At 42.7% G+C, this 12,859-nt stretch carries 14 protein-coding genes; 4 read left to right on the plus strand and 10 right to left on the minus strand.

Annotated elements, in window-relative coordinates:
- Positions 1-75: 75 nt before the first annotated feature.
- From AAGA18_02495 to AAGA18_02540, 10 genes are all read right to left on the minus strand, one after another.
- Positions 76-507 carry a hypothetical protein gene (locus AAGA18_02495; GenBank protein ID MEM9444199.1) on the minus strand — a complete coding sequence of 144 codons (432 nt, stop codon included), beginning with the start codon at positions 505-507 and terminating at the stop codon, positions 76-78.
- A 291-nt stretch (positions 508-798) separates the two neighbouring features.
- Positions 799-1,596, minus strand: coding sequence for a histidinol-phosphatase HisJ family protein (locus AAGA18_02500; protein MEM9444200.1), 798 nt, complete (start codon positions 1,594-1,596; stop codon positions 799-801).
- A gap of 37 nt (positions 1,597-1,633) precedes the next feature.
- Positions 1,634-2,482, minus strand: coding sequence for an acetyl-CoA carboxylase, carboxyltransferase subunit beta (gene accD / locus AAGA18_02505; GenBank protein MEM9444201.1), 849 nt, complete (start codon positions 2,480-2,482; stop codon positions 1,634-1,636).
- An 18-nt stretch (positions 2,483-2,500) separates the two neighbouring features.
- A complete protein-coding gene (locus tag AAGA18_02510) occupies positions 2,501-3,175 on the minus strand; it encodes a ComF family protein (protein MEM9444202.1) in 675 nt (224 codons plus the stop codon).
- Complete coding sequence (locus AAGA18_02515; GenBank protein ID MEM9444203.1) at positions 3,156-4,052, minus strand: CPBP family glutamic-type intramembrane protease; 897 nt, start codon at positions 4,050-4,052, stop codon at positions 3,156-3,158. The genes AAGA18_02510 and AAGA18_02515 overlap by 20 nt, the downstream gene beginning before the upstream one ends.
- A 34-nt stretch (positions 4,053-4,086) precedes the next feature.
- A complete protein-coding gene (locus tag AAGA18_02520; protein MEM9444204.1) occupies positions 4,087-4,650 on the minus strand; it encodes a cyclic nucleotide-binding domain-containing protein in 564 nt (187 codons plus the stop codon).
- Between the two features lie 101 nt (positions 4,651-4,751).
- On the minus strand, positions 4,752-5,798 hold the full coding sequence (locus tag AAGA18_02525) for a 3-oxoacyl-[acyl-carrier-protein] synthase III C-terminal domain-containing protein (GenBank protein ID MEM9444205.1): 1,047 nt from the start codon (positions 5,796-5,798) through the stop codon (positions 4,752-4,754).
- Between the two features lie 3 nt (positions 5,799-5,801).
- Positions 5,802-6,842: a hypothetical protein gene (locus AAGA18_02530; GenBank protein ID MEM9444206.1), complete on the minus strand. Its 1,041-nt coding sequence runs from the start codon at positions 6,840-6,842 to the stop codon at positions 5,802-5,804.
- Positions 6,826-7,500: a class I SAM-dependent methyltransferase gene (locus AAGA18_02535; GenBank protein MEM9444207.1), complete on the minus strand. Its 675-nt coding sequence runs from the start codon at positions 7,498-7,500 to the stop codon at positions 6,826-6,828. Before AAGA18_02535 ends, AAGA18_02530 begins: the two co-directional genes overlap by 17 nt.
- Before the next feature lie 23 nt (positions 7,501-7,523).
- Complete coding sequence (locus tag AAGA18_02540; GenBank protein MEM9444208.1) at positions 7,524-8,117, minus strand: LON peptidase substrate-binding domain-containing protein; 594 nt, start codon at positions 8,115-8,117, stop codon at positions 7,524-7,526.
- A gap of 122 nt (positions 8,118-8,239) precedes the next feature.
- Here AAGA18_02540 and AAGA18_02545 point away from each other — a divergent pair, with 122 nt between their 5' ends.
- From AAGA18_02545 to mrdA, 4 genes are read left to right on the plus strand one after another with little or no spacing between them, the layout of a single operon-like run.
- Positions 8,240-9,277 carry a rod shape-determining protein gene (locus AAGA18_02545; protein MEM9444209.1) on the plus strand — a complete coding sequence of 346 codons (1,038 nt, stop codon included), beginning with the start codon at positions 8,240-8,242 and terminating at the stop codon, positions 9,275-9,277.
- 30 nt (positions 9,278-9,307) lie between these two features.
- The gene (gene mreC / locus AAGA18_02550; protein ID MEM9444210.1) at positions 9,308-10,138 is read left to right on the plus strand and encodes a rod shape-determining protein MreC; all 831 of its coding nucleotides are present in this window, start codon (positions 9,308-9,310) and stop codon (positions 10,136-10,138) included.
- Positions 10,125-10,667 (plus strand): hypothetical protein, encoded by a 543-nt coding sequence (locus AAGA18_02555; GenBank protein MEM9444211.1) that lies wholly within the window; start codon positions 10,125-10,127, stop codon positions 10,665-10,667. Before mreC ends, AAGA18_02555 begins: the two co-directional genes overlap by 14 nt.
- Positions 10,657-12,855 (plus strand): penicillin-binding protein 2, encoded by a 2,199-nt coding sequence (gene mrdA, locus AAGA18_02560; protein MEM9444212.1) that lies wholly within the window; start codon positions 10,657-10,659, stop codon positions 12,853-12,855. The genes AAGA18_02555 and mrdA overlap by 11 nt, the downstream gene beginning before the upstream one ends.
- The last annotated feature ends 4 nt before the right edge of the window (positions 12,856-12,859 follow it).

Raw genomic sequence — 12,859 nt, forward strand, 5'->3', positions numbered from 1 at the left:
GAGCTATTGCAAACACATTCAAGAACTACCCTAGGCAAACTTGAGCTTTCAACTTTTTTGAACCCAAATTTATAGCTATCTACTAAACTCTTCTGCCGGTGTGGCAATAGCTTCCGACGTAGATTCTTTGCCCTTCCGCACAAGATGAACAACCTCATCATAATAACCCCTGACTAAGGATCGGAACAACCTGAGATGATCTTCCGTAGAATGCTGCACTATAAACTCAACTTGGTCCATTATCTCAGTTTCCTCTCTATTGCGGCTTGTCTGATAAAAAGGACCTTCGTCATATAGCCGTGTCACATCACCACCTTGCCCTAGCACATATAAATGCTTAAGCACAGAATCACTTAGCTTTACCAGCTTGAGTCTAGCCTTATATAGGGTCTTTTCTTTAAAACCTATTTTTATGGCTATGTCTGCTAGCGACATTCCTGTTTTAGTTTCAACACGACTGATTAGTTCTGACTGATTTTCTAGATCTTCCACTGTTACCTTTGACATATCTTTTCTCTAATATATTTGGTTTGTTAAATATCCTAAGCAAACGTTAGGAATAATAAGGTGCTATAGCTAGGCTGCATGCGCTTCTGTTTCCAGTTATTGCACTGAAGCCTAATATTTTGATTTTTATAATAATAGTAACGAGAATTGGTTTATATATATAGATAGCGAACTAAATGACAAGATTATTAATAATCTTTGATCTTTAAATGTCAAAAAAAGACATAATATTGTAACTAATAACAATGAAGGTTATCAAAAAATCTGCTCCTGTGCTTTAGCATAGATTCATTAGATAGATAAGGGAACAGAAATGCTCTCTCTTTGAACAAATTGAGTGATTTCACGGTAACCTAATGACCAGGCAAGTTTCGCTGCTTTAACAAAATCTCTACCCACTTCATCGGGTTTGTGCGCATCCGAATTTATCAGAATGGGAATCTCTCTTTCAAAAGCTTCTTCCAGAAAAGCTAAACTAGGGTAAGACTCCTTGATATCTTTATACCATCCTGCGGTATTTATCTCAATGGTCATACGACAATCAGCAATTGCATCAAGTGCTTCTCGATAATAACTTTTTAGATCACCGTGAGGGCAACGAGCAAACTTTTTAACTAAATCAGGATGTCCCAAAAAATCAAAAAGACCAGAGCTCGCGGCATCGCGATAACAAGCAAAGTACATCTTCCAGACGTCTTCAACAGCATAATCATTCCACCTACTAAGTTTGTGAGGATTATCTACATCCCAGTCCTCTTGGATGTAATGCACAGAACCTATGAAGTAATCAAAAGGATATTGAGATGCTAAATCCTTGATATGAGACTCATAACCTTTTATGTAGTCACATTCTAAGCCCAATCTGATTTTAAAATCCGGATGCACAAGACGAGCCTCATCTACAAGCTGAATATATTTGGGTAATTCGTCAGGCCCCATTCTCCAATCATCAAATTGTTCTGGCATTGGGTTGTGGTCGGCAAAACCGATTTCGTCCAGTCCCCTTTTTTTAGCAACCGCGACATACTCCGATGGATGGCCCTCAGCGTGGTGGCACAATGGAGTGTGCATGTGATAATCAAAACGCATAGACCAATCTAGGACGAAGCAAAGTCAAAATGCGGTTTTAGAACCCTAAGTATCTTAACATACTGGCTATTTTTGACTTCATCTCCTGCCTCTCCACAATTTGATCAATCAATCCATGATCCAGCAAAAATTCGGCTGTTTGGAACCCCTTGGGCAACTCGGACTGAGTGGTTTCCTTAATAACACGAGCGCCTGCAAATCCAATCATAGCACCTGGCTCTGCAATAATCAAATCACCCAATGAAGCATAACTAGCCATAACCCCTGCCATTGTTGGATTTGTTAAAACCGAAATGTAAGGTAAACACTCTGCAGAATGCCTAGCTAAGGCTCCACTTGTCTTAGCCATCTGCATGAGGCTAAACATGCCCTCATACATCCTGGCACCACCTGATGCGGAAACGATTACTAAAGGGCACCTGGCCTCCGTTGCCCTTTCTGCAGCTCGTGTAATCTTTTCTCCAACTACAGAGCCCATACTACCTCCAAGAAAACTAAAATCCATTACTGCCAAGGAGTATTGTATTCCCTCTATCTCTCCCATGCCACTGATTACAGCCTCTTTAAGGCCCGTGCGCTTACTGTAGGTGCTGAGCCGATCCAGATAAGTTGTTTTACCCTTAAATTTCAATATATCTACCGACTCTAGATCCTGGTCATAAGGTTCAAATGTGCCTTCATCGCAAAGGGATTCTACACGCATTAATGCTGGTAAAGACATATGATGCCCACAGCTCTTACAAACCCTCAAGCACTCATCTAGCTCTTTGTTAAAAAGAACCTCTGAACACTTAACACACTTCGTCCATATACCTTCAGGTATTTCTCTTTTTTTAGAGCGGTTTCCTGCTAATTTAACAAAAGGTGCTTTTTTAAAAATGGCCATTTTTTGATCTCCTTACGTTTATCCCCTAGCAACCGTAAGAGCCGAAATACTTTTGGCCCCCTCTTTCAAGAGAGCTCCAGCACACGCATCCGTAGTCGCTCCTGTTGTAAACACATCGTCTATGATTAGCACTCTCCACCCTTGGACGTCAAATCCACTCTTTAATTCATAAGCTTTGCGCTGATTACGAATACGCTCACTCCTTCTCAGTTTTGCCTGAATAAGGGTTTTACGTGTTCTCCTTAGTAAGTCAATGAAAGGTAATTTCATGCGCTTGCATAGTCCCTTGGCCAGTTCTCTTGACTGATTAAAGCCGCGCTCCCTTTGTCGAGTAGCATATAGCGGTACTGGTACCACAGCATCCCAATTTTGACCTTCATAAAAACGGCTATATCCCTCTGTTAACCAATCCAATAAATAAGGTAGATAGTATGATTTCTGTTCGTATTTAAAGCCATGGATTGCTTCCCTGACTCCATATTGTGAAACATACGCTGCCCTAATAGTATCCAACGCCCAAGAACGTCCTCGGCAATTCCAGCAAGTATGCGGTAGAAGACCTGCTGTTGCATAGGGTTCTTCACACTGCTGGCAAAAAGGCTCTTTCAACTCAACTAGTTTATTAGGAACATCTGAATCGGGGTAAATTAAGTCTGTAAAGCTTCTCAGCCAATCATTGAACACGAAACTCATTTGTAACCCCTTTATATACAGGAAAAGCAATAACTACGAAGAGGATGATAAGCATCGCATAAGTATCTACTCCAGTTACTAAATCATTACCAAATATCCAGTGTGCCCAACGACTATCAGGATTCATATCCGTCAGGCGCTCTGTTGTTTTTAACGTAAATACCCAGCCTGCATGCAACCCCATAGCCCCCCATAGAACTCCCTGTCTTTCGACTAGAGCACATAAGCACATCCCAACTCCAAAATAGCTGATTCCTCGCATTATCAAATATTCAATGCCCGTGCCGTAGCTAAAAATAGTTCCCCAAGCTGTAATACCACTCATAAGGGTAATAGTATCAATATGTTGAACCTTTGCGAAGTGTGTCACAGAGTAAAATAAGGAACTAAAAAATGCGATGATGATCTTATGATTCCATGCCTCCGACTTATTAAGTAGTCTGACAACTGCCAAATAGAACACCCCACGGAAAAGTATCTCTTCAAAAAAGCCTAGTACTGAACTCCCAAAAAAATAGCCTGTCGCATCTCCGGGCTCCATATCTAGCGCAATAATTCTAGCATCGAATGCCAGTTCTAATGCAACTACAACTCCTAAAGTGATGAGCCCGAGCCCCCACCCCCTCACAAGATCCTTAAACATCTTTGCAGTTTTAGCTATCCCCACGGCTGCCCAACTACTTATTTTCCACCATTTGGTTAGAGGCCATAGTAACAACAAGGCATTAACCATAAGAACGCGATTAAATACTCGCTTAAATGGAAAGGCCTCAGGCATAATAGAATCGATCAACCAAAAAGCGAAAGGGCTTGCGAAAGCAGTTGATAAGAACAAGCCAACAAGATATCCCCCGAATCCCACAAAAAACCGAATCATTGCAAAGCTTTTAGACTATCAAGGAATCTCTGTCCTAAGCAACTCCGCTACCAAACTTCGACTCCATTATCCTTCTAGCTATGTCGATCCGACGCTTACGCTGCTCATCTAATTTGGCTCCGACCTCGTTTGATTGCTTGTTTTTTAATGCAGCCAACTGAGGATTCATCTCTTTAATACGCCTCACAGCAATAGCAAATAGGGAGAGCAAGACGACAGCAACTATTCTTGGATACTCCATCCAACACTCGAGCAACCTATCATGGCGCATGCGCCACAAGTCACACCTATCAACTGCAGTGACAGTAGCACTGGCCTCATCTTGGTCTACCATGCTCATTTCGCCTATGGAATTTCCGGAGCTTAATCTAGCGACTTCTGATTCCTTGCCATCAGAAGCAACAGTAACCTTGAGGCTCCCATCTAGAATCATATATAAAAATGGCTGTTGTTCACCCTGCTCGATTAAAATATCCCCTGTCTGCAATTGCAAAAAGTCCCCCAATTGGCAAAGCACTTGTCTTTCTTCAGCGTCCAAATCACTTAGCCAAGATGTGGAAGGTGAATTGACAAATTTTTGTATAAGTTCTTGATCCATTTTCTGACTCCAATCAATTGGTTTTTACTTAGCATCTGGCTACCGTGAGCGACAATGTAGACTGTTTTGAGGCCCTTGTCCATTTCATAGCTAGTAGCACTCTAATGGATCTCCATTTCACAGCAATAAGCTGTCAATCCAGCCCCGAAGCTACTCATCCAAATTTTGCCGCTATTCTGATCCAGGTTCCTTAGGGCAAATTCCAACCCAAATAATACCGAAGGGCTACTCATATTGCCATAATCTGATAGTACCTCATAAGACTCTACAGGACGGCGAATATTAATCTGATTTTCCACAGCTTGTAACACCTTTTTACCACCAGGATGAATCACTATCTTATCTGGCTCTTCTTTACAACTACGGCTTAAGAAGAGCTCTTCTACTGCTTCGGCAGCTAACCCTGGGATAGACCTATGTAGCTTATTCCTTAATTTACCCTTAACATTTTCAAAACGCAATTTTTCGCGTTCTTTAGGTATATGTAATGAGTCAAATTGTTTACACTCTATGCAACTACCCCCGTTATATCCGATCTCCTCACCAGTCCATACGCTCGCACTAGCACCATCACCAAACAAACAAAAACTTACGAGAACACCTGGATCATCGTCCAGATAAAATGCTGCAGAACAAACCTCTACAGCTATGACTGCGGCATTGCTATGGGGGTTAGCTTTTAGGTAATTCCATGCGTTACGCAGTGTTGGTATAGCAGCCCCGCACCCTAAGCCTACAAGATCCGCCATTTGAATATGATCCGGCAAGGCTAATTGCTCTGCAATATAGCTACTAAGCCCTGGACAAAGGTATCCAGAACAGGTGCAAACAAATAGTGCATCCAATTGGTTAGCATCAATAGATGACTGGTCTAAAGCAGGTCCCAGAGACTGCACTCCTAACTTAGTCGCTTCTCTTTGAAAAAATAAATTTAGTTTACCAGCATCAGAGCTCATAAGAGTTTTTACATCGGCGGAAGCAAAATGACGTTTTTGTATACCGTTATCTCCCAGTAATATTCTTTCGAGGAGATTCTGAGATTTAGACTCAAGGCCATGGACCTGTTTTAAATCTTTTATCTCCTCCCACAAATCACTCTGCTTTAATGAATATTCTGGAACAGCGTGATGAATAGCAGATAAATACATTTTTTACCTTAATAACCTTAATAGGAGGTTGAAGGGCAGTAAATTAAGCTTACATAAATGGAGGAGAACCATTCTTAAGGAACTATTAAGCAGAAACGGATGTAATCTACTGGCCATTTGCATTCGCCAAGAAAACTTTTTCCGAGCCCTTTTTAAAAAGCGATCTCTTGACTCCTTCCAAGTCTGGTCACCATAAGAATATCTCTTTAACTCATTTAAAGCCTCAGCTGCTCCCTCAAATGCCATAGACATACCGTTGCCAGTAAAGGGAGGTATAACACCGAGCCGATCTCCTATTTCAAAATCGCTAGCATTTGACTCGTTCCAACCCAAATGAAAAGCACTTACGCTACTCAAGGATCGCTCATCTTTTCCCGCTTTTGAGATTCGCTCCGACAAATATTCTAAACCATTTGCGTAAAGATAATTCTTAAAGATTGATTGCTTATTGTTTTGTAAAAATTGCTCTTTTCTAAAGAGTCCGCAAACATTTACCCTGCCACGTTCAACTCGTGAAAGGCCCACGTAACCATTCTCACCTAAATGCATTTCCAGGTCTGCTTTCATCTCTAATTTACAAACATGAACTTTTAACCCCAACCATTTGCTTTTTATATGGACTTTTCTACCCGATGCCCAAACCCAGCCTTCATTATTTTTACGTCGAACATCCTTAGCGATACGATGCGACTCAATTAATGTCCCCCCAACTTCTTTCAAGCGATTTGCCATCAATTCATCTAGTTTAAAACGTGAGATTCCCCAAGCTAGAACGGGCAACTCAGACTCAAAAATCACCGTATTCTTGTAATACCATCTGATCTTTCTATGTTGCTGCGCACCATGCAGCAAATCATCTACTCCTAAGAACTGCAAAATTTTGGGAGACACCCCAGAGATAAATTCTCCACAGACACGATGCCTGGGAAAGTGAGAAGCTTCGTATAAAGTAACTGGGACACCGCTATTTCTGAGCCCAATACCCAATGACAATCCCGCAAGACCAGCTCCTACGATTGAAATTTCTTTATTTTGACAATCCACTACTGGTTAACATCTCCTTCTTAACAGCCAACATACGGTAACTGCCTAATAAGCTTTGTTTAATAACAACTTGCCACAGGTTTTCGTCTAATCCAAGTAACTGAGGCAGTTCCTTCTCAATAAATCCAGCTTGAATACTCACATGACCGTCGTGCAGAGTAACCTGGCCCGCACCCCATATCCTTGTTAGCTTTAGGAGTTTCTGAAAAATAGGACGTCTAATTAGCTCCCCAGCTATAATCACACGAAACCCCTTCAATTTTTCTCCTAGTTTTCTCAGTTCACAATCATCTAAATGATGTAAAAATAGATTTACTACACAAACCTGATAATGCTCCCATTCACGAAAATCCATGATGTCTCCCTTCCACCATAGCCATTCACTAGGCCAACTACTTGGCTTCGAGATCAAGTCGAGACCTGTGTATTCAGATAAACGAGGATTCTCTTGATACAAGAATTTACCAAGCTCTCCTGTTCCAGCTCCTAATTCTAAAATCCGCTCACAGTTCTTTCTGTGCCTGACAATCTGATTAACTATCCACCTATAATTCCCCATTAGGATATTTATTCGGTGCAAATCTTTCCGGTTACTGATTGCCTCTGGATCATTCTCAGGGAGAGAATCTAGAATTTCTGGGAGAACCTCGCGCTTCACAAATTTAATTCAAGTATTGGCTGCTAAATAGAATATTCATCTCGCAAGCTATCGACAAGAAAAGGCAATCTTTCGCTTAATGTGGTCATTTCGAGTAACCTCTGTCTATTTAAATGATTACGCACCAGAGTGCCTGCAATAATGTCCGCCAACATGTGAAAATCTGTTATCTTATTTAAAAATTCCTTCACATCTCCTTTGATTGCCTGTTTTGTCTCTTTTATCTCTAGAATTTTGCTAACTAAGTGTCTAGCCAATATCTCATTATCTTCTTTATCCTCGTGACTCTCCTCTAATTGTCTTGGCCTTCCTTTATAATAAGGGCTGATTTGTGTGTAATCCTCAAAAACCACTCTGCTATACCCTTGCAATAATATATTACTGGTGCCATCACTGTTTTGTACAGCCGTCCTCACATACCCTACTCCCGCTATACCTGAAGACACTGGGACATTATGTTCACCCTGGGATATCACAGCAAACATTCGTGATCCCATTAAAGCTTCTAGTAACATCTGCCGATATCTAGGTTCGAAGATGTGGAGGGGTTGTACGCTATGCGGGAATAAAACTGTTTCTGGTAGCACCATAATCCCTATTTCATCCGGTAATTGCATCAACTAAAACTTACGTGAGAGAATTAAATGAAGCAAAGTGCTTTTACTTGCAGCCAAAATCCTTTCGCATTAAGGTTGACGCCAAGTTGGGTGACATCTACACGTAAAACTTACGCAAGTATATGATTAATAGATTTTTGGGATTATTTTCAAACGACATTGGTATCGATCTAGGAACCGCTAACACACTCGTTTATGTTAAAGATAAGGGAACCGTTCTACGCGAACCTAGCGTCGTTGCCATACAACAAGGAACCCGCAACGTTCTAGCCGTGGGTGATGAAGCCAAACGAATGCTAGGCAGAACACCTGGGAACATTGTTGCAGTAAGACCACTAAAGGATGGCGTGATATCTGACTTCGAAATCACAGAGGCCATGCTCAAGTGCTTCATTCAAAAAGTGCATAGCAAACGACTTTTAGCGCCCAGACCCAGAGTTGTTATAGCGGTACCATCTGGTATTACTGAAGTCGAAAAGCGTGCGGTTCGTGAATCCGCTTACCATGCCGGTGCTAGATTAGTCACTTTAATAGAAGAACCCATGGCAGCAGCAATTGGCGTGGGGCTTCCCGTTCAAGAAGCTGCTGGCAATATGATTGTAGATATAGGCGGAGGCACCACAGAAGTCGCAATCATCTCTCTAGCAGGAATCGTTTTTAGTAGAAGCATTCGCGTCGCAGGGGATGAAATGGATGAAGCGATCACAAACTACCTCAAGCGAGCCTATAATCTCGTCATAGGTGAAAGAACTGCCGAGGAGATCAAAATTAAGATTGGTTCAGCATTCCCCATGGAAAAAGAAACGAGTATGGAGGTAAAAGGCCGTGATCTCGTTGCAGGCCTTCCTAAAACACTAAGCATTACCTCCCAAGAAGTTCGAGAAGCCTTACTGGACCCTATTTCAACAATTATCGAATCGGTACGAATCAGCTTAGAACGCTGCCCACCAGAACTGTCCGCTGACCTCGTGGAACGCGGAATCGTTTTGGCAGGTGGAGGAGCCCTATTGCGGGGGCTTGATCGACTTCTAGCCGAAGAAACAGGTTTACCCGTTCATGTCTCCGAAGACCCCTTAAGTGCTGTTGCTGAGGGAACGGGTAAGGTTCTTCAGGAGCTAGAGTTCCTTACTAAGCTCACTTCGACCGATTTGAAAGGCTAAAAGTAAAGCTTTCAAACGATTCGAACGAGCATGGCAAGAACTAGTATTATAATAGCAGCGGTCATTATAATCCTGCTAGCCGTTATTGGCACCATCTTGCCCAGTAAAGCCAAAGAAAGTATCTCAACCACCTCTCATACGGCGACCTCGCCTATTTGGTCAGGCTTTGGTTGGGTTAACGAACGCATCGACATCTTTACTAGAAGTTTAAAAACACTCGATGACCTTCAACAGGAAGTTACTAGCCTGAGAGCCTTGAATGCTCAGCTCCAGACAGAAAATGCATCCCTCAGAGGATTTGAGGATGAAAACAACCGCCTACGCGAAATGCTTAATTTTAAGACCTCTTCAAATTACAAGCTGTTGGCTTGCAGAGTTATTGAAAGAGAGCCTTCAAATTGGTGGAATACTGTGATCATTAACAAAGGTTGGCAGCATGACAACAATTTAGCTTCCGACCAGCCTGTAGTTAGTCCCAGAGGTATCGTAGGAAAAACGGGGACTGTTGGACCTTGGACTACAAAAGTCATGCTGCTGGTAGATGAAAACTGCAAAATCTCTGGCGTCACCGAAACAAGTCAAGCCCGAGGTATTATTATTGGTTCTACTTCATTTAATGGAGGCAAACCGTCTTGTCGTATCACATTTGTCAGTAGGGAGGCAGAATTCACCGAGGGTGAACGTGTTTTTACAACTGGATTAGGAGGCACGTTCCCGCCCAATCTTATTATAGGACTGGTAAGTGAAGCACCCCAACTAACCCAAGATAAAAATTTTGGCCTCTTTCGTGAAGGAACTCTTCAACCTTCCGTGGATCTAGACAATTTAGAGGAACTCTTTGTTATACTTGGAATTGATTGAAATGCGTTACTTTATTGCGATGAACTTTGCCTATTTTGCAGCACTCTTTTTGCAAACCGTGCTTAGTACACTCATCCCGCAAATCAACTGGCTACCATGTCTTGCACCTATTGCTTTAGTATTCTTTGCCATCAACGCCCCAATTTCTTATCTTATAAGCTTTACGATTTTCGGTGGGCTCTTACACGACTTCATCGTTGGTGATTACTATGGCTTTACTCCTCTTATCTGGGGCACCATCTTCTTTATGGCGCGTACCCAAAGGCCTTTTCTCGTCGAAGCGAATCTCTTGCTCATCGGACTTTGCAGCTTTTTTGCTTCCTTCCTCCTTTACCTACTCGAACGGTTCTTTTTCCTAGTCGCACACCGTTATTGGTCATGGCCCTTTGAGCTTAATCTTACTCTTATTTCTTGGGCGCTCTTTTGCGGCTTATTTTCTATGATCCTTTATCCGCTCTTAGCCAAAATATTTGAACAATTAAAACCTGAAAAACGAGAAAGCTACACGGTGGACCCCCATGCTTATTGAGGCCCCTAACATTCACGCCGAGACTCGCATTAGACTGCTCTCACTAACGGTCTTGCTGTTAATGGGCTACCTCATTATGCGTTTGTACGAAGTCCAAGTTTCGGATGGCTCCCTTTATGCAGAGAGGTTACGAAACCAAATCACTGTTACTGTACAACTTCCAGCAGCGCGTGGAAGCATTCGCGATAGAAATGGACAACCTCTTGCGGAAAACAAAGCAAGCTTTGATATCGACATCTATTTGCGCGAAGTTGTCGGCAACTACTCTAGGGCGCATAATGGCAAACTCCCAAAGACTGAGATCACCATTGGAGTAGGTGACAAGCGACGCCAAAAATCTATTGTAGATGTTGTTAAAATTGTAGACGAAACAGCCGGAAATATTATTGAAGCTCTAGCTCTAGATACTAGTTACAGCCCCAATGACCTAAAACGCCATTACCACCAAACGCCTAATACCCCCTTCCAAATTGCCAATGACATAGATTTTACTACTTTATCTCAATTTACCGAGCGCAGCCTTGGCATAAGCGGAATTCAAGAAGCGGCTCGACCTGTTCGTCAATACAACTACGGAGCTTTTGCATCTCATATTTTGGGTTATGTAGGTAAATATGAAGGTATTCCAACAGATAAGTTTGTTCCAACAACTGTTGGCAAGAAGGGAATAGAAAAAGCTTTTGATGAATACCTTCAAGGCACTCCAGGTAGCCGCATACTTCGAAAAAATAACCGCGGCTATATTCTCGGTGTGGACTCTGAGAATGATCCAGGTATTGGAGGAACTGTCTATTTGACTCTAGATGCTCGCATTCAACAAATAGCTGAGCAGGCGATGCGTCCGGTAGGAAGAGGGGCTTGCGTTGTTATGGATATATGGACTGGCGACATACTTGCCATTGTATCAGTCCCTAATTTTGATCCTAATGTCTTTATTCCTTCGGTTGATGCAGACACCTGGAAAACGCTTACCCGAGATCCTACAGACCCACTTCACGACCGAAGTATCAGTTCTTATGCATCTGGCTCCACTTTTAAAACGGTAGTTGCTTTAGCTGCTTTAAAGTCTGGAACAATCACCCCCTCCACTACCATCTATTCTCCCCAAGCCGTATTCATCGCTAACCGTATGTGGCATGATTGGTATAAGGGAGACCGAGGTGATATTAATCTGGAAACTGCCATGCAATGGTCTTGCAACACCTTCTTTTATCAACTCGGAGTCAAGACTGGTATCACCGCTATTGCTCAAATGGGTAGGTTGGTGGGGTTCGGAGAAAAACTTATGCCTACTATTGATGGCAAGCCTATTCTATCGACTGAGCAATCCGGTCTAATGCCGGATGATATTTGGATGAAAAATCGCGCGCAAAAAGCTTTAGAAAGATGGAAAAAAAGGAGAAAAGACGATCCAGAATACAAAGCTCCAAGACCCGCTGTTAGCTGGGAGAGATGGAGCAATGGCCACACTTGTAATACGTCAATAGGTCAAGGTTATGTTGCTATTACGCCACTTCAAATGACTACCATGATGTCCGCTGTCGCGAATGGAGGAACCATATTTTATCCTCGCCTCGTAAGAGGCATTACTCGTCAGAATGAGGAAGGGGGAACCGAACTCATTAAAGAATATGACGTCCGCAAAAGAGCGGAACTTGGCGTAAAACCCTCTCACCTAGAAGCTCTACAGAAATCGCTGCGCATGGTTGTCACAAGCGGAACCGGGAAGCGCGCTGGCGTGGAAGATTTCGCAGTTTGCGGTAAAACTGGCACCGCACAATTTACCACAACTCTTCATGGCAGACGCGTAAAAGATAACAGAGCATGGTTCAATGGTTATGCTCCCGCAGAAAACCCTAGATACGCTATTACCGTTATAGTAGAAGGCGGAAAAGGGGGGGGATCAACAGCTGGGCCAATTATTCATGAAGTTATGAAGGGAGTTCATGAGATGGAACGAGGCGGAAGCGTGGACATGGTTTACCTAACCCCTTCCGTTGGCCACTTTTCCGGAGTGACCGAAATCATGGCTTCACCCGTTTCCGCAACAGAGCCTGAAGATCAAAGCCCTGAAGATTTTCATACCGCTATCCAAGAACAGGAATCTAGACCTAGAGAAAGGAGTGCTGAACCACGTTCCCTCAAAAAACGATTACGGGATCGAAACTGGGGAGTTAACAGAAACTAAAGCA

The sequence above is a fragment of the Verrucomicrobiota bacterium genome (genome assembly GCA_039192515.1).
In the GTDB taxonomy this organism is placed as follows: domain Bacteria; phylum Verrucomicrobiota; class Verrucomicrobiia; order Methylacidiphilales; family JBCCWR01; genus JBCCWR01.